Source organism: Bacillus sp. G16, assembly GCF_021282335.1.
Lineage (GTDB): Bacteria > Bacillota > Bacilli > Bacillales > Bacillaceae > Bacillus > Bacillus inaquosorum.
The window spans coordinates 256,776-279,900 of the sequence record NZ_JAJSOZ010000004.1; the positions used below are offsets into that span (position 1 = coordinate 256,776).

At 44.4% G+C, this 23,125-nt stretch carries 19 protein-coding genes and 1 pseudogene; 3 read left to right on the forward strand and 17 right to left on the reverse strand.

Annotated features, from left to right (window positions below; translation table 11 throughout):
- Positions 1–182: 182 nt before the first annotated feature.
- On the reverse strand, positions 183–563 hold the full coding sequence (locus LWH95_RS06880) for a winged helix-turn-helix transcriptional regulator (protein ID WP_003229458.1): 381 nt from the start codon (positions 561–563) through the stop codon (positions 183–185).
- 183 nt (positions 564–746) lie between these two features.
- Between LWH95_RS06880 and LWH95_RS06885 the strand changes: the two genes are divergently transcribed.
- Together LWH95_RS06885 and ytbE are read left to right on the forward strand one after the other, a co-directional pair.
- Positions 747–1,943: an MFS transporter gene (locus LWH95_RS06885; RefSeq protein ID WP_003237758.1), complete on the forward strand. Its 1,197-nt coding sequence runs from the start codon at positions 747–749 to the stop codon at positions 1,941–1,943.
- A gap of 23 nt (positions 1,944–1,966) precedes the next feature.
- Positions 1,967–2,809, forward strand: coding sequence for an aldo/keto reductase YtbE (gene ytbE, locus LWH95_RS06890; RefSeq protein ID WP_133486494.1), 843 nt, complete (start codon positions 1,967–1,969; stop codon positions 2,807–2,809).
- Positions 2,810–2,846: 37 nt separating this feature from the next.
- Here ytbE and coaE read toward each other — a convergent pair whose 3' ends face one another.
- The 10 genes and pseudogenes from coaE to LWH95_RS06940 form a co-directional block, all read right to left on the reverse strand.
- Positions 2,847–3,440 (reverse strand): dephospho-CoA kinase, encoded by a 594-nt coding sequence (gene coaE / locus LWH95_RS06895; protein ID WP_232919211.1) that lies wholly within the window; start codon positions 3,438–3,440, stop codon positions 2,847–2,849.
- Between the two features lie 15 nt (positions 3,441–3,455).
- Positions 3,456–4,106: pseudogene (ytaF, locus tag LWH95_RS06900) on the reverse strand (sporulation membrane protein YtaF); the annotation flags it as partial.
- A gap of 149 nt (positions 4,107–4,255) precedes the next feature.
- Positions 4,256–5,086 (reverse strand): DNA-formamidopyrimidine glycosylase, encoded by an 831-nt coding sequence (gene mutM / locus LWH95_RS06905; protein ID WP_133486492.1) that lies wholly within the window; start codon positions 5,084–5,086, stop codon positions 4,256–4,258.
- A 22-nt stretch (positions 5,087–5,108) separates the two neighbouring features.
- Positions 5,109–7,751 (reverse strand): DNA polymerase I, encoded by a 2,643-nt coding sequence (polA, locus tag LWH95_RS06910; protein ID WP_232919212.1) that lies wholly within the window; start codon positions 7,749–7,751, stop codon positions 5,109–5,111.
- A 241-nt stretch (positions 7,752–7,992) separates the two neighbouring features.
- On the reverse strand, positions 7,993–9,732 hold the full coding sequence (phoR, locus tag LWH95_RS06915) for a sensory box histidine kinase PhoR (protein ID WP_148982146.1): 1,740 nt from the start codon (positions 9,730–9,732) through the stop codon (positions 7,993–7,995).
- A complete protein-coding gene (gene phoP, locus LWH95_RS06920; RefSeq protein ID WP_003237772.1) occupies positions 9,725–10,447 on the reverse strand; it encodes a two-component system response regulator PhoP in 723 nt (240 codons plus the stop codon). Before phoP ends, phoR begins: the two co-directional genes overlap by 8 nt.
- 213 nt (positions 10,448–10,660) lie before the next feature.
- On the reverse strand, positions 10,661–11,599 hold the full coding sequence (gene mdh / locus LWH95_RS06925) for a malate dehydrogenase (protein WP_003237775.1): 939 nt from the start codon (positions 11,597–11,599) through the stop codon (positions 10,661–10,663).
- 43 nt (positions 11,600–11,642) lie between these two features.
- A complete protein-coding gene (gene icd, locus LWH95_RS06930; RefSeq protein WP_019259153.1) occupies positions 11,643–12,914 on the reverse strand; it encodes an NADP-dependent isocitrate dehydrogenase in 1,272 nt (423 codons plus the stop codon).
- Positions 12,915–13,078: 164 nt separating this feature from the next.
- The gene (citZ, locus tag LWH95_RS06935) at positions 13,079–14,197 is read right to left on the reverse strand and encodes a citrate synthase (protein ID WP_003237779.1); all 1,119 of its coding nucleotides are present in this window, start codon (positions 14,195–14,197) and stop codon (positions 13,079–13,081) included.
- Between the two features lie 334 nt (positions 14,198–14,531).
- Positions 14,532–14,996, reverse strand: coding sequence for a DUF441 domain-containing protein (locus LWH95_RS06940; protein WP_029316876.1), 465 nt, complete (start codon positions 14,994–14,996; stop codon positions 14,532–14,534).
- Between the two features lie 96 nt (positions 14,997–15,092).
- Between LWH95_RS06940 and ytvI the strand changes: the two genes are divergently transcribed.
- Positions 15,093–16,208, forward strand: coding sequence for a sporulation integral membrane protein YtvI (ytvI, locus tag LWH95_RS06945; protein WP_232919213.1), 1,116 nt, complete (start codon positions 15,093–15,095; stop codon positions 16,206–16,208).
- A 31-nt stretch (positions 16,209–16,239) separates the two neighbouring features.
- Here the strand turns inward: ytvI and LWH95_RS06950 are convergent, their stop codons facing one another.
- The 6 genes from LWH95_RS06950 to maeB all read right to left on the reverse strand — a co-directional run bounded on the left by LWH95_RS06950 (position 16,240) and on the right by maeB (position 23,049).
- Positions 16,240–16,623, reverse strand: a complete 384-nt coding sequence (locus LWH95_RS06950) for an FxsA family protein (protein ID WP_003237784.1) — start codon at positions 16,621–16,623, stop codon at positions 16,240–16,242.
- An 83-nt stretch (positions 16,624–16,706) separates the two neighbouring features.
- Positions 16,707–18,464: a pyruvate kinase gene (pyk, locus tag LWH95_RS06955; protein WP_032731927.1), complete on the reverse strand. Its 1,758-nt coding sequence runs from the start codon at positions 18,462–18,464 to the stop codon at positions 16,707–16,709.
- 42 nt (positions 18,465–18,506) lie between these two features.
- Positions 18,507–19,466, reverse strand: a complete 960-nt coding sequence (gene pfkA / locus LWH95_RS06960; protein ID WP_003237788.1) for a 6-phosphofructokinase — start codon at positions 19,464–19,466, stop codon at positions 18,507–18,509.
- 183 nt (positions 19,467–19,649) lie between these two features.
- On the reverse strand, positions 19,650–20,627 hold the full coding sequence (gene accA / locus LWH95_RS06965) for an acetyl-CoA carboxylase carboxyl transferase subunit alpha (RefSeq protein ID WP_003237792.1): 978 nt from the start codon (positions 20,625–20,627) through the stop codon (positions 19,650–19,652).
- On the reverse strand, positions 20,612–21,484 hold the full coding sequence (gene accD / locus LWH95_RS06970) for an acetyl-CoA carboxylase, carboxyltransferase subunit beta (protein WP_019259159.1): 873 nt from the start codon (positions 21,482–21,484) through the stop codon (positions 20,612–20,614). The genes accA and accD overlap by 16 nt, the downstream gene beginning before the upstream one ends.
- 332 nt (positions 21,485–21,816) lie before the next feature.
- Complete coding sequence (gene maeB, locus LWH95_RS06975) at positions 21,817–23,049, reverse strand: NADP-dependent malic enzyme (RefSeq protein WP_003237796.1); 1,233 nt, start codon at positions 23,047–23,049, stop codon at positions 21,817–21,819.
- Positions 23,050–23,125: the final 76 nt, after the last annotated feature.

Sequence of the window (23,125 nt, forward strand, 5' to 3'; positions counted from 1 at the left end):
TTATGCCATCCTAATTTACTGCTATCTAAAATTAGTATAACACATTAAAATGAAATCGCCAGTACATATTGATAAAAATCAACGATTATAACGCTAATTTATGATGCATTATAGGTTTTCTTGCACACAATATCAGGCGTAAGAACCAAAAAGCAGCCAGCGCTCCGCACTGACTGCTCTTTTTATGATTCCTGTTTTAACTTATCATTGAGCACACTTTCTTCTAACACAGAAAATGTATCCCCGTACACTCTGTTAATATGATTCGCTCCCCAAGCACACAGCATGTCTAAAATCCCTTCTAAGCTGCGGCCGTATTCGCTGAGCTCGTATTCCACTTTGGGAGGAACCTGATTGTACACGATCCGGTTAATGACACCGTCCGCTTCCAGCTCACGCAGCTGCTGGGTCAGCATTTTTTGCGTGATGTTAGGCATCAGGCGCTTTAATTCACTCGTGCGTTTTTTTCCGTGCGTCAGGTGGCATAAAATGACGCACTTCCATTTCCCGCCGATCACTTCAAGAGTCGCTTCAACAGAAATGTTATATTTTTTCTTCTCCATACCGTTCATTCTCCTTACAGGCACTAAAAAGTGACTATAGCACTTAAAAGTACGTACTTTTCTTTCTTGATGATATCTTTCATAATCACATTTGCCGGCTGATTTGAATCTGCTCTATTTTATTTATATAGCTTACTCGGCAGAATTTCAATCATACAACACATTACACAAAGGAGGAATATGATGACTTCAGCCAATAAAAGCAAAAGCAGCATTCCTGCACTCCTGGCTCTGGCTGTAAGTGCATTCGCCATAGGGACAACCGAATTTATCAGCGTCGGCCTTTTGCCGTTAATTTCTGATGATCTGGACATTCCTGTCACAACAGCGGGATTGACCGTTTCCCTATATGCGCTTGGCGTTACATTCGGAGCCCCTATTTTAACTTCATTGACGTCAAGCATGTCACGAAAGACGCTATTGCTTTGGATCATGTTCATTTTTATTGCCGGGAATACGATGGCAGCTACCGCTTCAAGTATCGGGATTTTATTAGCAGCACGTGTGATATCAGCTTTTTCACACGGTGTGTTTATGTCGATCGGTTCGACGATCGCAGCGGATATTGTCCCTGAGGATAAAAGGGCCAGCGCGATTTCGATTATGTTTACAGGCCTCACTGTGGCAACTGTAACCGGTGTTCCTTTCGGCACGTTTATCGGTCAGCAGCTCGGCTGGCGTTTTGCCTTTATGGTTATTATCGCCGTCGGAGTTATTGCTTTCATTACAAATGGCATCCTTGTTCCGTCCAAATTACGAAAAGGGACGAAAACAACGATGCGAGATCAATTGAAGCTTGTGACAAACGGCCGGTTATTGCTTTTATTTGTCATTACGGCGCTTGGATACGGAGGAACATTCGTTGTGTTCACATATCTGTCTCCCTTGCTTCAGGAAGTAACAGGCTTCAAAGCCGGAACTGTAGCAGTGATCCTGCTCGGATACGGAATTGCCATCGCAATCGGCAATATGATCGGCGGAAGGCTGTCAAACCGAAATCCGATTGCCGCTTTATTCTATATGTTTATCGTACAGGCACTCGTTCTGTTCGTACTAGCATTTACGGCTCCATATCAAACAGCTGGCCTCATTACTATTCTCTGTATGGGCTTGCTGGCCTTTATGAATGTGCCCGGCCTTCAGGTGTATGTCGTTATGCTGGCTGAACGTTTTGTCCCGAGTGCAGTTGACGTCGCATCCGCGATGAATATCGCTGCCTTTAATGCAGGGATTGCGCTTGGCTCATACCTTGGAGGTGTGATTACCGATTCAATCGGACTGATTCATACCGCTTGGATAGGCGGATTAATGGTAGTCGGTGCAGTTATCTTAACAGGCTGGAGCCGCTTGATGGAAAAACGAGATCGGCAGGCAGCCTGACAATTTCAAAGGAGGAAATCAACATGACAACACATTTACAAGCTACAGCAACACTTCATAATGGGGTGAAAATGCCTTGGTTCGGCCTCGGCGTGTTCCAAGTGGAAGAAGGAACTGAACTGGTAAACGCCGTTAGAACCGCAATTGTTCACGGATACCGCAGTATTGATACTGCCGCTATCTATGGAAATGAAGCTGGAGTCGGAGAAGGACTTCAGCAAGGTATTGACGAAGCAGGCATCTCAAGAGAGGACCTATTTATTACATCAAAAGTGTGGAATGCGGATTTAGGATACACGGAAACACTCGCCGCGTTTGAAACAAGCCTGTCAAAACTCGGTTTGGATTATTTAGATTTATACCTTATCCACTGGCCTGTAGAGGGAAAATACAAAGAAGCATGGAGAGCGCTTGAAACACTTTATAAAGAAGGCCGTGTCAAAGCGATCGGCGTGAGCAACTTCCAAATCCATCATCTTGAAGATTTGATGACGGCTGCTGAAATCAAGCCTATGATCAACCAAGTGGAATTCCATCCGCGCCTTACACAAAAAGAGCTAATGGCATACTGCCAAAAACAAGGCATCCAGATGGAAGCCTGGTCACCTTTAATGCAGGGGCAGCTGCTGGATCATCCTGTACTGGCAGACATCGCTCAAACATATAACAAATCTGTCGCGCAAATCATTTTGCGCTGGGATCTGCAGCATGGCATCATTACGATTCCTAAATCAACGAAAGAACATCGTATTAAAGAAAATGCCAGCGTATTTGACTTTGAATTAACACAGAGTGACATGAACCGAATCGATGCGCTGAATGAAAACCTGCGCGTCGGTCCTGATCCGGACAACTTTGATTTTTAATGAAAAAACACCGTTCATATTGAACGGTGTTTTTGTATTATGACCAGCCAGTGATGATTTCATCAAGCTGCTGTTTGGTCTCTTCAACCGTGCCGCTGTTATCGATGACTTGATCTGCTCTTGCTGTTTTTTCCTCTAAAGGCATTTGAGCGCGGATACGGCTGACCGCTTCTTCTTCCGTCAGCTGATTGCGCTTCATAAGACGTTCCAGCTGAAGCTCTTTGGTCACACTGACCACAATAATTTTATCAACTAAAGATTCCAATTTGCTTTCAAACAATAGCGGGATATCCAATACAACAAATGCCTCCCGATTTGCAATGGCTTCATCACGGCGCTTAAGCATTTCCTGCCTGACTGCGGGATGAACAATTGCATTTAAAGCGAGACGCTTTTGTTCATTTGTAAATACCAGTGCCCCAAGCTTTTTCCGATCTATATCGCCATTTGGGAGCAGAATGTCTTCACCGAATTCGTCAATGATTTGCCGGTAGGCCGGCATCCCTTTTTCTACCGCTTTTTTTGCAATAATATCTGCATCTATAACTGTTATTCCTTTTTCAAACAGCATATTGGCAACCGTGCTTTTGCCGCTAGCTATTCCTCCCGTTAAACCAATGACTAAGGTCAAGAGATCAACTCCTTTTTACAATTTCCAGAGCCCAATCGTGATCAGCAGAAGCCCCGGCAAAAACGCCATTTTATCGATCCATTTCCACTTAGACAGAAAATGGCCGGCATTGATTCCGATTGATACAAACAGCGAGCTCATGACTGCCACGGCGATGCTCATCACAATCGGTGAAAAACCGAGAATGGCTGCCCCTATACCTGCTCCGAAGGCATCAATTGATAAGGCAAATCCCAATAAGACCGCCTCAATTCCATTGATCACACCCGATTTGTCGATATCCGCACTCATGGGTTTTCTCAAAATATGAATCACAATCCCTAATGACCGAACCTCTAAATTAAGCAGCGTTTTTTCATGCAATAAGTATTCTTTGTCTTTTGCCGGCCTGAAAAATTGATACAGAACCCACGCACCGATGCCGACCAATATCAAACCGCCAAGCTTCTCCGTCACATATACAGGAAAAAACTTTGTGAGAAAGCTTCCGATCAGCATGGATATAAACATGACAGCACCGGAACAGCAGGCGATAACCAAAATCGCTTTAAACGGTATTTTCATTTTTCTCAAACCGTACGTAAATCCGACTGAAAAACTGTCCAAGCTGACAGCCAACGCCAGCAGCAGAATAGAAACCATTTGCATATCCGTTTCTTCCTTTCTGTTGGTGCTCTTGTATCAGATGTAAAATGCCCGGGATTCATCACAATCATATATATGGAAAAGTAAAAAATCCGTGTTTCGAAAATGGCATTCCTCTATTACAGAATTACTGATATATGCACCGACAGCTTGGACGATGAAGCATTATGCTACTTTTTTTTCTGGCACTTCGCGCAAAAATGCGTGCCCCTGCCTCCGACGACAATTTTTGAAATCATCGTTCCGCAATTTTTGCACGGCTCGTCTTTTTTTCCGTACACAAAATGCTGAAGCTGGAACATTCCGATTTCCCCTTGGGAGTTGATATATGAGCGGACAGTGCTGCCGCCCGCGTCAATCGCTTCCTGCAGGGTATTTTTGATTTCAGCGTGAAGTGTTTTGATTGTCTTGTCTGATAATTGATTTGCTTTCGTTTCGGGATGGACACCCGCTCTGAAAAGAGCCTCGTCCACATAAATGTTCCCGAGTCCGACAACCGTTTTTTGATCCAGCAGGGCGGTTTTGACAGCACGGTTTGTTTTAGCAAGCTGTTCTTTTAAATATGCACTCGTAAATTCTTCTGCATCCGGCTCCGGCCCTAACTGAGAAAGCGGAAGCTCGCCCGCTTCCTCTCCCGGTTTAAATAAGTGCATGGTTCCGAACTTTCGCACATCCCTGTAACGAAGCTGAGTTCCGTCCGTCATCGTGAATATGACATGCACGTGTTTATCGTCTGGCTCCTCCGCTTGATGAAGCCCGTATTTCCCTTCCATTCGAAGGTGGGAAACCATGACATAATGATCTAAATGAAACAGTAAAAACTTTCCCCGTCTTCCGATAGACTGTATCGTTTCTCCTGTTAGTTTTCGCGCAAATTCCTCCGGTTCGGCAGGCCGTTTGATGATATTTGGCCATCTGATCTCTACCGATTTAATTGTTTTTCCCTTTACAAGCCCGGTCAGAGTGCGCCGGACGGTTTCAACCTCTGGTAATTCCGGCACATCCATCACTTCCTATCTCTATTTATTTCGCATCGTACCAAGATGGGCCAGATGCAAAGTCCACCTTTAACGGCACATCTAATGCAAGTGCATGCTCCATCACTTCAGGAACAAGCTTTTCAAGAATTTCAATTTCTTCCTGCGGCGCTTCAAAAATCAATTCATCGTGCACTTGAAGCAGCAGCCTTGCCTTCAATTGCTTTTCTTTCAGCTTGGCAGCCATATCAATCATTGCTTTTTTGATAATATCAGCGGCGCTTCCTTGAATCGGTGTATTCATTGCCGTCCGCTCCGCAAAGCTGCGAATATTAAAGTTTCGGCTCGTCAGCTCAGGAATGTAGCGGCGGCGATGCATAAGCGTTGTTACGTAGCCCTTTTGCTTCGCGTCCTGAACTGAATCCTCCATGTACGCTTTTACGCCCTGGAAGCTTTCCAAATAGCGGTCGATAAATGCTCCGGCTTCCTTCCGGGTAATGCCGAGATTCTGTGACAGCCCGTAATCGCTGATGCCGTATACGATGCCAAAGTTGACCGCTTTCGCCTGGCGTCTCATCGCAGATGTCACTTCATCCTCAGCGACATGGAACACATCCATTGCCGTTTTCGTATGAATATCCATATCATTTGTAAAAGCTTCGATGAGATTTTGATCCTTTGAAATATGGGCAAGTACACGCAGCTCGATTTGTGAGTAATCGGCTGCAAAAATGAGCCAGTCTTTTTCAGACGGAACAAAAGCTTGGCGGATTTTACGTCCTTCCTCAAGCCTGATCGGTATGTTTTGCAGGTTCGGATCAGTCGAGCTGAGACGGCCGGTTTGCGTTAAAGCTTGGTTAAAGCGCGTGTGCACCTTATGCGAATCCGGTCTCGTCACCTTTAAAAGCCCTTCAATATATGTCGATTGAAGCTTGCCAATTTGTCTGTACTGCAAAATATAGTCGACAATATCATGTTTGTCTGCCAGCTTTTCAAGCACATCGGCTGACGTTGAATAGCCTGTTTTTGTTTTCTTCACGACAGGCAGGCCGATCTTTTCAAACAAGATGACGCCGAGCTGTTTCGGAGAATTGATATTAAACGGCTCTCCCGCAATCTCATGGATTTTTTCTTCATATTCCTTCAGCTTCGCGCCCAGTTCTTCACCCATCCGCTTTAAACGGTCAACATCGACCTTGACGCCAGTTGATTCCATTTCGCCGAGAATAAGCGCGAGAGGCATTTCGAGCTCTTCAAACAGTTCAAGCTGATCGTTGTTCTCCAGCTCCTGAACGAGCTTTTCCCGGAGGCTTTGAATGGCTAATGCTTTTCTGACAAGGTGCTCAGACAGTACATCTTCTGACGGAACAGCCCGTTTTGCTCCTTTGCCGTAAACTGATTCGTCGCTTTGAACGATATGCAAGCCGTAATCTTTAGCCACACTCGCAACGTCGTCATATGAATTGCCCGGATTGATGATATAAGCCGCAAGAAGCGTATCAAACTCCGCTCCTTTCAGCTCAATGCCCTGCCAGCGCAAAGCGACAACAGCCCGCTTGCTGTCGAAGACCCATTTCTTCTGCTCGTCATTTTCTACCCATTCTTTAAACACCTGAGACTCCACGGCAATGTCTTTCGGAATGAAATAAGATCCCGTTTCATTAACGATCGAAAAACCGAGAATCGGCTCTTCATGATAATTATCGCCGATCTGTTCAACGACAAATGCGGATGGAGAAACCAATATGCCGCTTGTTACGTCTGTGACAGTTTCGACATTAATTTCTTCTAACGACTGATCCTGTTCTGCTTCTTCGCTGTCTTCCCCAAGCCGTTCAAGAAGTGTGTTAAAACCAAGATCTTTAAAGATGGAAATCACCTGTTCAAGATTAAAGCCTTGATATTCCAGGCCGGAAACGGATACCTCAATCGGCGCATCCGTCATAATCGTCGCAAGCTCCTTGCTCATCAATGCCTGATCTTTAAATTCCTCAAGCTTTTCCTTCAGTTTCTTCCCGCTTACCTCGTCAATGGACTCCAGCAGTTTTTCAACGGAATCGAACTGTTTTAAAAGCTTAATCGCTGTCTTCTCTCCTACGCCGGGCACACCTGGAATATTATCTGAGGAATCGCCCATCAAACCCTTCATATCTATGATTTGCTCAGGCGTAAGCCCGTATTTCTCTTTGACGTGCTCCGGTGTGTAAAATTCAACATCGGTAATTCCTTTTCGCGTAATGGCAACCGTCGTTTTGTCTGTTGCCAGCTGAGTTAAATCCTTATCTCCAGAGAATACTTTTACTTCAAATCCGTCTTTTTCAGCCGATTTGGCCAGTGTGCCGATAATATCGTCGGCTTCGTATTGTTCCAATTCGTAGCGGCTGATCTGATAGGCATCCAGCAGCTCGCGGATAAACGGCATTTGTTCGGAGAGCTCAGGCGGGGTTTTCTGTCTGCCGCCTTTATATTCTTTAAATGTGCCGTGACGAAATGTTGTTTTCCCGGCATCAAATGCAACCAGCATGTGTGTCGGTTTTTCATCCTCAAGCATCTTCATCAAAATCATCGCAAAGCCGTATACGGCATTTGTATGAACACCTTTATCATTGCTTAACAGCGGCAATGCAAAAAACGCCCGGTAAGCCAGACTGTTTCCGTCTACAAGCACTAATTTTTTTCGTTCCGTCATTCAATATCCTCCTAAGAAGCCTCAGGCTTCTATTCATCTCTTACATAGTCATTAGCTCCTCTTATTTTAACAAAGTTCAATTTGAAAGGAAAATACGTGAACTGAAGAGAAGACACAAAAAAGGACGGGAACACAAATGGTTCCCGCCGTCAAAATTGGCTCCTTGGATGAAGGGGTTCTACTACATCCTATCAACATAGGTTTAACAGTGCATGAAGATATTGTTAAACCTTTGTAAACATTAGGCGGACGTTTCAGCGGCCCGTTTCAGCGTCACTGTAAAGACAGTTCCCCGTCCCAGCTCGCTTGTGACATCGATTTTCCCTTCATGAGCCTCTATTAAATGCTTTACGATCGCAAGACCTAGGCCTGTTCCGCCCGAATTCCTGCTTCTGTCTTTATCCACGCGGTAAAAACGTTCAAAGATGCGCGGAATTTCTTCTTTCTGAATTCCGATTCCGGAATCCGCAACTTCAATCTGAATGTCTTTTTCTCCGGGCTTTACATTGATAGCTACAGAGCCCCCCTCAGGCGTATAGGTTAGCGCATTATTTACGAGATTAAGAAATACCTGTTTCAGCCTGTACGGGTCTCCCGATACATAGAGCGTGTCTTTCGGGACATTCAGTTGTAAGGAGATGCCTTTCTCATCCGCCTTATGCTTAAGAAGCGTTTCAATCTCACCAAGCATTTTGGCTGGATCAAATGTGTCAATGCTGAGCGTAAAATTTTGCTGCTCAATTTTTGAGAGATCGAGAAGATCCTGAACCAAAGACTGAAGCCTTTCGCTTTCTTTCAGAATAATAGAGAGAAACTCAGAAAGCGCCTCTTTGTCCTCCATCGCCCCGTCCAATAGCGTCTCCGTAAACCCTTTAATAGAGGTAATCGGCGTTTTCAGTTCATGAGAAACGTTAGCCACAAAATCCTTTCTCATCTGCTCTAATTTCTTCGTCTCCGTCATGTCATGGAAAACGAGCACAATTCCTTTCCATTCATCGTCCGGCCCCATAATCGGAACGCCATCCACTTCAAAATAACGCCGCTCAATTTTGATCGGAAGTCTTAACAGCTTGCATTTCTTTGTCTCCGTCATAAAAATGTCTTCGACAAGCTGGATCACTTCTTCATGTTCAAATGCATCATGATAAAGTCGGCGCAGCATCTGATTCGGATTGATATGAAACTGCTTGGCGTAAGACCTGTTCACGAGATTGATAAAGCCTCTTCCGTCAATCATAATCAGCCCGGAGCCAATATTTTCAATGACAGTCAGCAGCCGGTCCCTCTGCATTTCCTGCGTTCTCGTCATTTCCATCAGATCTACAGCAAGGCTGTTCATCGCACGGCCGAGCTTATCAGAGTGCCTGATATAGCCGCCGTACGTCCGGGCATCATAGTTCCCCTTGGACAGTTCTGTTGCTACGTTTGTTGCTGCTTCAATTGACCTTTTATAACGTGAGGTCATACTGGAATAAAAATAAACAATGACGATAAAAGCAGTACAAAGACTGGCCGTCAGCATACCCCACAATTCGCCGTTCAAGCCGGAGCCATGTTCAGGGGCTGAAAGCAGCACATATCCTGTTTTTTCACCTTCACTTCTAAGCGAAAGTCCGTAATAAAGCTTGTTATCTGCTGTTGAGAGAACACCCTCATGGCCAGAAACAAGCGCCTGCACCTTTTGAGAATCTGCCGCACTCCCGTTTGACCCGTACAGCACCTTGCCGTCTGTATCGATAACGGATGCGTTCACATCAAGCGCACCGCCTGCATCTTGAATGATTTTCTCATTTGCTTGATCATTCAGATTGCCGGCATCAAGAAGTGAGACCATATATTTGGCTTCTTTTTCAATGTGTTCCTCTGCTTTTCTTTGATCAGATGATTCAAAGAGCTGCTGCAAAAACAGCCCGAGGACACTAAACACCAGAATCATACAGACAACAAGTACAGAAAAAAGGCGCACACGGTATTTATTCATTCATTTTTGGCTCCTCCAGTTTATACCCCAATCCCCTAATTGTTTTAATATAGATCGGTTTTTTTGTATTGTTTTCGATTTTGTCGCGGAGATGGCTGATATGCACATCAACAATTCTCGTATCTCCGGCAAAATCATAATTCCAGACAGCGCTCAGCAGCAGATCTCTCGTCAGCACTCTGCCTTTATGTCTGCCCAAATAGAGCAGCAGTTCGAATTCTTTCGGTGTCAGCTCAAGCTGATTTTCTTTAAAATACGCTTCATAATGATCAGGCAGGATTTTCAGATCGCCAATCACGATCTGGCCTTCCATTTCATCGTTCTTCATTTCACTAGAGGGCGCAGCCATTTCGGAACGCCTTAAAATCGCTTTGACTCTTGCATTTACTTCCCTTGGACTGAACGGCTTGGTCATATAATCATCAGCACCAAGCTCAAGCCCTAATACTTTGTCGAATTCCTCATCCTTCGCTGTCAGCATTAAAATGGGAAACATCAATTTTTGCTGTCTCAGCTGCTTGCATACTTCGATTCCGTCCAGTTTTGGAAGCATCACATCAAGCACAATCAAATCAGGCTTCTCTGTTTCCGCTTTTTTGAGTGCTTCTTCCCCGTCTGAGGCGGTAATGACATCATAGCCTGACCGTTCCAAATTGTACTGTAAAAGAGTAACAATAGATTCTTCATCATCCACAACTAAAATTTTCTTGTTCATGCTGTGCCTCCAGTATTATAATTCCCCGACATCCTATTTCTCTATTTTATGTCATCTTAACATGTTTCATGATCTTATTTTAACGAAAGCAGGACATTCCGACAATTCGCCTTTTACATCATTTTTCAAAAAGAAATAAAGGAGCGAATGATAGCGCTTTCATTTATAGTAAAAAGAGAAAGGCTCTATCAAGCAAGCCTTTCTCTCTTTTTATTAAGATAATACTTTCATGACATTTTTGACAGATTCAACTGATTTATTCAGCTGTGCTCTTTCATAGTCTGTCAGTTCAAGTTCAATGATTTGCTCAAGACCGTTGCCGCCTACAATTGTAGGAACACCAAGGTAGATGCCTTCATAGCCGTATTCACCTTCAAGATAAGCAATTGTAGGAAGGACGCGGCGCTGATCTTTCAAGATCGCTTCGACCATTTCTGTCAGAGAAGCAGCAGGCGCATAATACGCGCTTCCGTTTCCAAGAAGATTCACGATTTCGCCTCCGCCTTTTCTTGTACGCTCCACAATTGCGTCAATCCGTTCTTTCGGAATAAGGGTTTCAAGCGGGATACCGCCAGCATAAGAATAACGCACAAGCGGCACCATATCGTCACCGTGTCCGCCAAGAACGAAACCAGTCACGTCTTTTACTGACAGGTTTAATTCCTCTGCCACAAATGTTCTGAATCTTGCCGTATCAAGCACACCGGACTGGCCGATTACTCGCTCTTTAGGGAAGCCTGATTCTTTATACACCGCGTAAGTCATTGCATCAACAGGATTTGTCAGCACCACAATGATAGAGTCAGGAGAATATTTCACGATTTCTCGTGTAACGCTTCTCATAATTTTTTCGTTTGTAGAGACCAGATCATCTCTGCTCATACCAGGTTTTCTTGCGATACCGGCTGTAATGACAACAATGTCAGAACCCGCTGTATCCTCATAGTTGGATGTTCCCGTAATTTTCGCGTCAAAGCCTTGAACAGGGCTTGCTTCAAGCATATCAAGCGCTTTTCCCTTTGTCGGGTTCTCCAATTGCGGAATATCAACAAGAACAACGTCTGCCAGCTCTTTTTGAGCGATTAAAAATGCGGTTGTCGCTCCGGTAAAACCTGCTCCGATAACAGAAACTTTTTTACGAGTATTTCCCATGTCTCTCTTCTCCTTTATGGCTAGTTTTAGGCTGTTTCCTTGCTTAGTCCATGTTTTTAATCAGTTCTTCTCCGAACTCTGAACATTTCACTTCAGTTGCGCCATCCATTAATCTGGCAAAATCGTAAGTTACGACTTTAGAAGCGATTGTTTTTTCCATAGATTTGATAACCAAATCAGCCGCTTCGTTCCATCCTAAATGCTCAAGAAGCAGAACGCCTGAAAGAATAACTGAAGATGGGTTTACTTTATCAAGGCCTGCATATTTAGGAGCCGTTCCGTGCGTCGCCTCGAAAATCGCATGTCCTGTTTCATAGTTGATGTTCGCTCCAGGAGCAATACCGATTCCGCCTACTTGCGCTGCAAGAGCATCAGAAATGTAATCTCCGTTCAGGTTCATTGTCGCAACGACATCAAACTCGTTCGGACGCGTTAAGATCTGCTGAAGGAAAATGTCAGCAATGCTGTCTTTGATAATGATTTTGCCTGCTGCTTCCGCTTCGCTTTGCGCTTTGTTTGCAGCGTCTTTTCCTTGTTCTTCAGCAATGCGGTCATATTGAGCCCATGTGAAGACTTTTTCGCCGTATTCTCTTTCAGCAAGTTCATAGCCCCAGTTTTTGAAGGCACCTTCTGTGAACTTCATGATGTTTCCTTTGTGAACAAGCGTTACAGATTTGCGGCCATGCTCAATCGCATAATCAATTGCAGCTCTGACCAAACGGCTTGTTCCTTCTTCAGAAACAGGCTTAATGCCGATACCTGATGTTTCAGGGAAACGGATTTTGTTGACGTTTAACTCATTTTGCAGGAAGCTGATGAGCTTTTGCACTTCTTCAGAGCCTTTTGCGTACTCGATGCCTGCATAAATATCTTCTGTATTCTCACGGAAGATGACCATATCAGTATCTTCAGGGCGTTTTACCGGTGACGGCACTCCAGTAAAGTATCTTACAGGTCTTAAGCAGACGAATAGGTCAAGCTCTTGTCTGAGCGCTACGTTCAAAGAACGGATACCGCCGCCGACAGGTGTCGTTAACGGCCCTTTAATCGCGATGAAATATTCGCGGATCACATCTAATGTTTCAGCAGGAAGCCACTCACCTGTTTTATTATAAGCCTTTTCTCCGGCATAAACTTCTTTCCATGTAATTTTCTTTTCGCCTTTGTAAGCTTTTTCTACTGCTGCTTCCAAAACCTTCGAAGCCGCGTTCCAAATATCAGGACCGGTTCCGTCTCCTTCGATAAACGGGATAATCGGGTTGTTTGGTACGTTTAATACTCCGTTAGAGACTGTAATTTTTTCACCTTGTGCCACAATAAAAACCTCCCAGTATGTAATTCATATTTAGAAAACATTTTATTTTTCTTATATAGAAAACAAAATGATTTTTCTCAACATTCAATTTAAAGTGTAAACCACTTTTGATGTTCTGAACAAGAGGCTAACCTCATTAACGCAAGCCAGCCTCCAATGGTTCTTTAGGCTCTTTCTTCAATCGGAACAAATGCTTGTTTATCAGGGCCCGTGTAATCTGCGCGCGGACGGATCAGACGGTTGTTGTCATACTGCTCAAGAATATGAGCGAGCCAGCCAGACATTCTGCTTACAGCAAAAATCGGTGTAAACAAATCATGGTCAATGCCGAGGCTGTGATAAACAGAAGCCGAATAGAAATCAACGTTAGGCGGAAGCTTTTTCTCTGATGTGACGATCTCTTCTATGCGAATCGACATCTCATACCATTTGCTTTCGCCTGTCAGGTTGGTCAGGCGCTTGCTCATTTCTTTCAGATGCTTCGCGCGCGGGTCGCCATGCTTATAAACGCGGTGGCCGAATCCCATGATTTTTTCTTTCTTTTCCAGCTTAGCGCGGATGTACGGCTCAGCGTTTTCCACTTCGCCGATTTCTGTCAGCATTTTCATAACGCCTTCATTCGCCCCGCCGTGAAGAGGCCCTTTCAGCGCGCCGATTGCGGCAGTAATGCCTGAATAGATATCAGAAAGTGTCGCGACGCAGACCCTCGCTGTGAACGTTGACGCGTTCAGCTCATGGTCAGCATGTAAAATCAATGCTTTGTTGAAGGCTTCAACCTCAATTGGCGAAGGCTCTTCACCGTTTAATGTGTAGAGAAAATTCTCAGCAATGCCGTAGTCTTCTCTTGGTTCAACAGGCTCAAGGCCTTTGCGGATTCTGGAAAACGCCGCAACCAGACCAGGCACCTTTGCCTGAAGGCGGATCGCCTTTTTGTAATTGGCTTCCGGGTTCATGGTTTCAGCCTCGCTGTCAAGCAGGCCTAGTAATGAAATTGCTGTCCGAAGAGCAGCCATGGGATGAACATTTTCGAGGGAATAAGATTTGAAGTGCTCAATAATTTCTTGCGGAACGGCAGCTTCCTTTGCAAGCTGCTGCTTTAACTCTTCAAGCTCTTTTTTGTTTGGCAGCCTTAAATGCCAAAGCAAGTAGATGATTTCTTCAAAACTTGCATTCTCTGTTAAATCATCGATATCATACCCCACATATGTAAGGGTATCATCAATAATAGAACTAACAGATGATGTTGTTGCTACAACCCCTTCAAGACCGCGTGTCGCTGTCATATATAACATCTCCTTTTCAATAAATTTCCCCTTTAAGAGTGTTGTAAAAACATGAGGCTTACTTAAAAAGCACGATGCAAGTATTTCTCTCCCCCTAAAAGAAAATGCTTACATTTTACTGCCTGCTGGTAATGAAACCCTTTGCTTATGAAAGAACATAACAAATTCTTATAAGCTTATTTAAGTTTAAGCCTATTCTCATTATAAACAATAATCAGACATTTGTTAAATGTTTACCTATAATTTTTTTTTTCATTCTGTGATTTCCCCGAAAAAACGCCTTTATTTGCGGGTTTTTGCATACAAAAAAAAAACGGCTTTAAGCCGCTTTTTTTCATGAAGTGAACAATTTTACGATCTGCATGGCAATATAAGCAATTCCCGCTCCGATCAGCGGACCCACCGCTACTCCGCCAAAAAGTGCGACTGCAAGAATGGTTCCGATCACAAGAGCAGTTGTAATATGCGGGTCATTTTCCAGCAGGGCCAGGCCGTTTTTGGCAATCAGCGCCACTGCGATTCCCGCTCCCAAGGCGATCCATGCGTAGGAAGACCGCATTGCTTCTCCAAGCTGCTTAAATCCGATTTCTCCTGTTGCAATCGGAACAAGAACAGCGATTGTAATAATGGTCACACCCCAGTTGATGCCTTTCGACTGGATGGTTGGAAATAATTTCTGGTCAAGTCCAACGATTTTGATGATCAAAAGGACGGATACAGCAAAGAGCAATGATTGATTTTTTGCGATAAGTGCGATAGCCAAGAGTAATATTAAAAATAAATTCGCTTGTGTAAACACATGCCATCCCTCCTTTAAGATGAATGTATTCATATTCAGCCGGAGCGTGAATACATATAAAAAATAGGACATGCTGACGAGAGGAGGACCGTTTTCGTGAATCAATCTTATATCACTATTTTTTTCAGAACCCTCTTTGTCATGTCAATTACCGCAGGATCGATAGCTGCGGCCTATTATTCGTTTCCGTTAACTTATCCGTTCCTGATCGCCCTTATTCTTTCATCAGCGATTCATCCTGTTGTTGACTATTTGGACAGAGTGACAGGATTCCCCCGAACGATAAACGTTCTGGGCGTGCTTGCTTTTTTTCTGCTCGCAGCCTTCGGCGTGCTCACCATTCTGGTAGCCGAAATCATAACGGGAACAGCGTATCTTGCAAAAACGCTGCCTCCGCATATCAGCACGTTTATCTCATATTGTGAAAAATTGTTTACAACACATATCCAGCCGCTCTATCACGAACTGACCCTTTTGTTTCAAGAATTGGAGACCAACCAGCAGGATTCCATCGTTACCCACATTCAGACACTTGGTGATTCGGCTGCTAAAAATGCCGGGCTGCTGCTGTCCCACATTCTAGAAATGATCCCAAGGTTTTTCGCGCTTCTTCCCAATACAGCGGCGGTTCTGATTTTTTCTCTTCTGGCAACATTTTTTATGACAAAGGATTGGCACAAGCTGAAAGCCATGCTCGTTTCGGTTCTGCCGGATCGGGTTACAGCTAACAGCAAAGCGATCAGCAGCGAATTAAAAAAAGCAATGACCGGTTTTATCAAAGCGCAGGCCGTTCTCGTTTTCATTACGATGGTGATTGTATTTATCGGCCTTTCTCTCTTAAAAATTGAACATGCCGCAACAATTGCTTTTTTAATCGGGCTTGTTGATCTTCTCCCTTATTTGGGTGCTGGCTCGGTATTTGTGCCGTGGATTTTGTATTTATCGATTACAGGCCAGCTGCCCCAGGCCATTGGAATCGGGGTGCTGTACCTCGTCGTTCTTATTCAAAGGCAGCTGACAGAACCCAAAATACTTAGTAAATCAATCGGTATCGATCCGCTGGCAACGCTCATCGCCCTGTTTGCCGGTTTTAAGTTATTCGGGTTTTTAGGACTAATTGCAGGACCGGCTGTTCTCGTCATCATTCAGGCGTTCATTACAACAGGCGCATTAAAGGAAATATGGTCCTATATCACCGTTCAGCAAAAATAAAAAGCAGCCCATGTTGCATGGCTGCCGTTTTTTATTTGATGATGATCCGCTTGTTCTTCGACATTCCTCTCAGCCATTTGAACAGAATCGGCTTACACCAGCTGCGGGTGAACGGGATAAGCAGACAGGCACCGGCCAAATCTGATAAAAAGCCCGGAAGCATCAGCAAAAGACCGCCAATGAAAATGCACAGGCCGTCAGCAATCGCTTCGCCAGGCATTTTGCCATATTGAAGATCACGCTGAACCTTGTAATACACTTCGGTTCCTTGTTTTTTTGCAGCTGCTGCGCCGATAATGCCCGTCAGAATCATTAAAAGGACCGTCGGCAATATGCCGATCAGCTTGCCTGAAAATAGGAATATGCCGATTTCTATTGCCGGAAACACAATAAAAAGCAAAAATAAAAATCTCATATCCAAGCCCCCCACACGTGTAACACGCCTCTGTTCAACATAAAGAGAAAAGGAAGGGAAGCCCCTTCCGTTTTCACCTCTGATTAAAGAACGCTCGCACGTCCTTGATAGACTGCGCCTCTGGAAGCGTCAACTGTAATATCCTGGCCATCTGCCAAAATAGACGTCGCATTTTCCAGACCAACGATAACCGGAATGCCAAGGCTTAATCCGACTACCGCAGCATGGCTTGTCAAGCCGCCTTCTTCTGTAATAAGGGCAGACGCTTTTTCAAGTGATGCAATCATATCACGGTCAGTGCTTTTTGTAACAAGAACCGCACCGTCAGTCATTTTTTGCTCAGCTTCTTTTGCATTTTGTGCAATGACAACCGGACCGTAAGCTGATTTGCGTCCAATGCCTTGGCCTTTAGCGATGATATCGCCGACAGTGTACACTTTCATTAAGTTCGTAGTGCCAGACTCACCGACAGATCCTGCTGTAATGACGATCAGATCGCCGTGTTTTACAATTCCGCTGTTCAATGATTTTTGGACAGCATCCTCAAGCATCTCATCTGTTGAGTTCGCATTTTGACCGCTTTCTGCAAATACGCCTGATACGAGCGCTAGCTTTCTGGAAATAGAGTCATTTACAGTAACCGCAACAATCGGCGCCTGCGGACGGTATTTTGCGATCATACGTGCTGTATGGCCGCTTTCAGTCGGCGTTACGATTGCAGCAGCATTCAGGTTAATCGCCGTATGCGCGACAGATTGTCCAATTGCATCTGTAATCGTCATGCCTACTTGATCTCTGCGTTTAGAAAGAATTTCTTTATAATTTAAAGCTTCTTCAGAACGGGAAGCGATGTTGTGCATTGTTTGAACCGCCTCAACCGGATAGCTTCCGGCAGCTGTTTCACCAGAAAGCATGATTGCATCTGTGCCGTCGAAGATCGCATTTGCAACGTCACTTGCTTCCGCACGAGTCGGACGCGGGTTGCGCTGCATGCTGTCAAGCATTTGTGTCGCTGTAATAACAGGTTTGCCCAGCGCGTTGCATTTTTTGATCAGTTCTTTTTGGACGAGCGGCACTTCTTCGGCTGGAATTTCCACACCTAAGTCTCCGCGTGCAACCATTAAACCGTCAGACACTTCGAGAATAGAATCGATGTTGTCAACGCCCTCTTGGTTTTCGATTTTAGGGATGATTTGAATATCCTGAGCGTTGTGCTCTTCAAGAAGCTCACGGATTTCAAGCACGTCCGTAGAACGGCGTACGAAAGATGCTGCGATAAAATCTACTCCTTGCTCAATACCGAAAACGATGTCTCGCGCATCTTTTTCAGTGATACCAGGAAGGTTAACGCTGACGCCCGGTACGTTAACACCCTTTTTATTTTTGAGTGTTCCGTTGTTTAGTACTTTTGTTTTGATTTCGCGATTAGCGGCATCAACATCAAGCACCTCAAGGCCGATAAGGCCGTCATCTAACAGAATCGTTGACCCTTGTTCAACGTCATCGACTAAACCTTCATATGACACTGAAATTTTATCTGTTGTTCCTACAACCTCGTCCATTGAAATGATAAGCTCTTTGCCTGTTTCAAGCTCAATGCCGCCGTTTTCCATTGTATGTGTGCGGATTTCAGGACCTTTTGTATCAAGCAGGATACCAACGTTTTTGCCAAGCTTTTTGCTTGCTTCGCGGATATTTTTTATTCTTGCACCGTGCTCCTCAAAATCTCCGTGAGAAAAATTCAAACGAGCCACGTTCATTCCTGACTCCATTAATTTCGTAAGCATTTCAATACTTTCACTTGCCGGACCGATGGTACAAACAATTTTAGTTTTTCTCATTTGGTTCACTTCCTTCTGAAATCTTCAGCCTTCAGCTGCACATTAAATAGACAGTTCTTTTGAAAGCTGATACATGTTTTGCTCAACTGTGTGTTTTGTTTCCAGTATTTCTATAATATCATGGTCTACAAGCTTATTGTTTTGTATACCTACACAGCGTCCGCCTTTTCCTTCAAGCAGCAGTTCAACTGCATATGCGCCAAGACGGCTTGCCAGCACGCGGTCAGCAGCGCTCGGAGAACCTCCGCGCTGGATATGGCCCAATACAGATACCCTAGTTTCAAGATTTGTTTCTTCTTCAATGCGTTTCCCGAATTCAACACCGCTGCCTACACCTTCGGCAACAATAATAATACTGTGCTTCTTGCCGCGTTCGTGGCCGCGTTTTAAGCGGGCAATGATTTCGTGCATGTCATAGTCTGCCTCAGGGATCAAGATTGATTCCGCGCCCCCTGCAAGACCGGCCCACAATGCGATATCGCCGGCATGGCGGCCCATTACTTCGATCACATATGTACGTTCATGAGAAGTCGCTGTGTCGCGGATCTTATCAATTGCGTCAATTACTGTATTTAAAGCTGTATCGAAGCCGATTGTAAAATCAGTGCCCGGAATGTCGTTATCAATTGTACCCGGTACACCTACACATGGAAACCCGTGTTCCGTTAATTTTTTGGCACCCATATAGGAACCGTCTCCGCCGATGACAACAAGGCCCTCAATACCGAGCTTCTTCAAGTTTTCTATCCCTTTTTCACGGCCTTCAACCGTTTTGAATTCAGGACATCTTGCCGTATAAAGCTTTGTTCCTCCACGATGTATAATATCGCCTACAGATCCGAGTTCAAGCTTTTCAATCTTTCCGCTGATCAATCCTGCGTATCCGTTGTAAATGCCGTAAACTTCAACGTCATGATAAATCGCTTTTCTGACTACTGCGCGAACTGCTGCGTTCATTCCCGGGGAATCCCCGCCGCTCGTTAATACCCCTATACGTTTCATTCTCCATTCACCTCAGCAACATATATGATTAAACATAACATGATCATTGCCCTAAAAACAATGAAAAGGGATCTCCATCCTCCCTATGAAACCTTACCTATTATACAATTAAATAAATTGTTTTTAAATAAAATTTAAGGAATGTCACAAAAAATAAACGTGAGCCAAAGGCTTCACGTTTATTTAGTTTACCCCGATATATTGATCTTCAATCGAGACTTTGCCAATTGCTTTATATTTTTCATAGCGCTGCTGAACTAATTCTTCTTCGCTCAGCTTCAGCAAAGTTTTTAACGATTGTTTAAGGGTTTCGTCCATATAGCTTGCCTGCAGCTTTACATCGTGGTGCGCTCCGCCTTTTACTTCTTTTATCATATGATCTATAATACCTAATTCTTTTAAATCCGGCGCAGTGATTTTCATTGTTTCTGCTGCTTTCTTAGCAAGACTGGAGTCCTTCCATAAAAGTGCCGCGGCACCTTCCGGAGAAATAACAGAATAAGTAGAGTTTTCCAGCATATGCAAGTGGTTTCCTACACCCAGACCCAGGGCTCCGCCGCTTCCGCCTTCACCGATGACGATGCAGATAACAGGCACTCGGAGACCGGCCATCTCAAACAGGTTTTTGGCAATGGCTTCGCTTTGTCCTCTTTCTTCCGCTGCTCGTCCAGGATATGCTCCTTTCGTATCAATAAAACAGATAATCGGTCTGTTAAATTTGTCAGCCTGTTTCATGAGACGAAGCGCTTTACGGTAGCCTTCAGGATGCGGCATCCCAAAATTACGGACAAGGTTTTCCTTTGTGTCTTTGCCGCGCTGATGCCCGATTACCGTTACAGGAAGGCCATGGAACTTCGCAATGCCGCCGACAATGGCTTCATCGTCTCCGTACGCTCTGTCCCCGTGACATTCAAAAAAGTCGGTAAACAGGTGTTCAATATAATCAAGCGTTGTTGGACGGTCCGGCAGACGCGCGATTTGAACACGGTCCCAAGGCTTCAGATTTTTGTAAATATCATCCTGAAGCTTAGCGAGCCGGTCTTCGAGCCGTTCGATTTCCGCACTCAGATCCATATCGGAATCTTGGGTGAATTTTTTCAGTTCGGCGATTTTGGTTTGCAGTTCAATCACCGGTTTTTCAAATTCTAATCTTGCAGCCACTCAAAGTCACCTCCCGATTGATGCATATCCAGCAGATTTTCTAACGTTTGTTTCATGTCTTCGCGGTGAATAACCGCATCAAGCTGTCCATGTTTTAATAAAAATTCTGCCGTTTGGAAGTCCTCAGGCAATTTTTCACCTATCGTTTGTTCAATAATCCGTCTTCCGGCAAAACCGATCAGCGCGCCAGGCTCAGCGAAATTGTAATCGCCAAGGGATGCAAAGCTGGCTGATACGCCCCCGGTAGTCGGATGCGTCATAACTGAGATAATGAGGCCCTGTTCTTCACTGAACAGTTTTAAGGCAGAGCTTGTCTTAGCCATCTGCATCAAACTTAATATGCCTTCCTGCATTCTCGCGCCGCCAGAAGCCGTAAAAATAATAAACGGAACTTTATCAGCTTTTGCTTTTTCAATCGCAAGCGTGATTTTTTCACCGACGACTGAACCCATGCTTCCCATTCTGAATGAAGAATCCATGACTGCGACAACAGCCGGGTGTCCGCCGATGGTGCCCTTGCCTGTCACAACAGCCTCGTTTAAGGATGTTTTCTCGCGATCTTTTTCAAGCTTTTCAAGATATCCCGGGAAACCGAGCGGGTTTTCCGATAACATTCCTTGATTGAATTCCTCAAAGGATTGTTCATCCATTAAGCTTGCGATACGCTGTTTTGCGTTCATCGGGAAATGATAATCGCAGTTCATGCATACCCGCATATTTTTATCCAACTCTTTAGTGAGCATGATTTTTTTACACTTGGGACATTTTGTCATAATGCCTTCCGGAACATCGTGCTTCGCTTGATCAGACGGTACGGAAGCATACTTTTTCTTTTTAGTGAATATATCCTTTAACAAATGATTACCTCCCTTTTGTGAAGGGTTCTCTTCACCGCATGTCATCAAACAGATAGACTTGCTAATAACTTTACCGAAACTATTGTACTTTTTTTGTCAAACGCTGTCATCCTCAATTCGACAACTTTTTATACAATGACGCGTTCGGAAAGGCTCGGATGAATTCAGATAAAACGTTGAAATAACAGGATTGGCAGCGTATTCAAAAATGACATTAAACTCGGCTGAAATTTTTTTAAGACCAGCCATTAAAAAAATTTCAGCCGCCAGTTTAACTTGAGAACAGCGCGCCGGTCTCCGCCAACACGCTGCCATTTTGGAATGAACTAAAATTATTCACCAATAATCGTAAGTTTTCTCGTTTTTTCAGCAACTTCCTCAGGGTCAACAGTGATTCTTGCGACACCTGTTTCCATCGCCGCTTTTGCCACAGCCTTCGCAACAGCAGGCGCAACACGTTTATCAAACGGTGCAGGGATAACGTAGTCTGCGCTAAGCTCTTCTTCTGAAACCAGTGAAGCAATAGCTTCAACCGCAGCGATTTTCATTTCTTCGTTAATGTGAGTGGCGCGAACGTCAAGCGCTCCTCGGAAAATGCCAGGGAATGCAAGAACATTGTTTACTTGGTTCGGGAAGTCAGAACGGCCCGTTCCGATAACACTTGCGCCAGCTTCACGCGCATCTTCCGGCATAATTTCCGGATTCGGATTTGCCATTGCAAAGATAATCGGATCCTTTGCCATGCTTTGAACCATTTCTTTTGTTAACGCACCTGCTACTGATACGCCGATAAAAACGTCAGCATCAACGATGACATCTTTCAAAGAACCGTCTTTCCGGTCTTGGTTTGTGAATTTCGCCACTTCATTTTTGACATCGTTCATACCGTTCGGGCGCCCTTCATAAATCGCTCCTTTTGAATCGCACATCACGATGTCGCGTACGCCGTAATGGTGAAGAAGCTTGATAATCGCAATACCTGCTGCACCGGCTCCATTTGCCACAACTTTAATGGAAGACATGGATTTTCCAGACAGTTTCAGCGCGTTTACAAGACCTGCTACAGTTACAATGGCAGTACCGTGCTGATCATCATGGAAAACTGGGATGTTTGTTTCTTTTTTGAGGCGTTCTTCAATGATAAAGCAGTTAGGCGCTGCAATATCTTCAAGGTTTACGCCGCCAAATGTCGGTTCAAGCAATTTAACAGTTTCAACAATTTTATCTACATCGTTTGTGCTTAAAGCAATCGGGAACGCGTCTACGCCTGCAAAGCTTTTGAAAAGGACAGCTTTTCCTTCCATAACAGGAAGCGCAGCTTCAGGGCCGATATTTCCAAGGCCGAGCACAGCTGTACCGTCAGTTACAACTGCTACCATGTTCCCCTTCATTGTATAATCATATACTTTGTTAATGTCTTCATGAATATCCTTGCACGGTTCTGCAACACCCGGGGAATACGCAAGGCTTAAATCTTTCGCGTTTCTGACTTCTACTTTCGATTTAGACTCCAGTTTCCCCTGATTGACTTTATGCAGGTGTAATGCTTCTTCTCTTAATGACATTCTCCTAAACACTCCTTATGGATATTTTTGATTCGTATACTGCTGCTTTGATTGCTGCATTCTGCGGAGTTATCTA

Coding starts and splice junctions, on each gene's coding strand:
- LWH95_RS06880 (WP_003229458.1), bottom strand. CDS start 563: ATGGAGAAGAAAAAATATAACATTTCTGTTGAAGCGACTCTTGAAGTG.
- pfkA (WP_003237788.1), bottom strand. CDS start 19,466: ATGAAACGTATAGGGGTATTAACGAGCGGCGGGGATTCCCCGGGAATG.
- phoR (WP_148982146.1), bottom strand. CDS start 9,732: ATGAATAAATACCGTGTGCGCCTTTTTTCTGTACTTGTTGTCTGTATG.
- LWH95_RS06885 (WP_003237758.1), top strand. CDS start 747: ATGACTTCAGCCAATAAAAGCAAAAGCAGCATTCCTGCACTCCTGGCT.
- polA (WP_232919212.1), bottom strand. CDS start 7,751: ATGACGGAACGAAAAAAATTAGTGCTTGTAGACGGAAACAGTCTGGCT.
- phoP (WP_003237772.1), bottom strand. CDS start 10,447: ATGAACAAGAAAATTTTAGTTGTGGATGATGAAGAATCTATTGTTACT.
- ytbE (WP_133486494.1), top strand. CDS start 1,967: ATGACAACACATTTACAAGCTACAGCAACACTTCATAATGGGGTGAAA.
- maeB (WP_003237796.1), bottom strand. CDS start 23,049: ATGTCATTAAGAGAAGAAGCATTACACCTGCATAAAGTCAATCAGGGG.
- mdh (WP_003237775.1), bottom strand. CDS start 11,599: ATGGGAAATACTCGTAAAAAAGTTTCTGTTATCGGAGCAGGTTTTACC.
- LWH95_RS06950 (WP_003237784.1), bottom strand. CDS start 16,623: ATGAGATTTTTATTTTTGCTTTTTATTGTGTTTCCGGCAATAGAAATC.
- citZ (WP_003237779.1), bottom strand. CDS start 14,197: ATGACAGCGACACGCGGTCTTGAAGGGGTTGTAGCAACAACATCATCT.
- pyk (WP_032731927.1), bottom strand. CDS start 18,464: ATGAGAAAAACTAAAATTGTTTGTACCATCGGTCCGGCAAGTGAAAGT.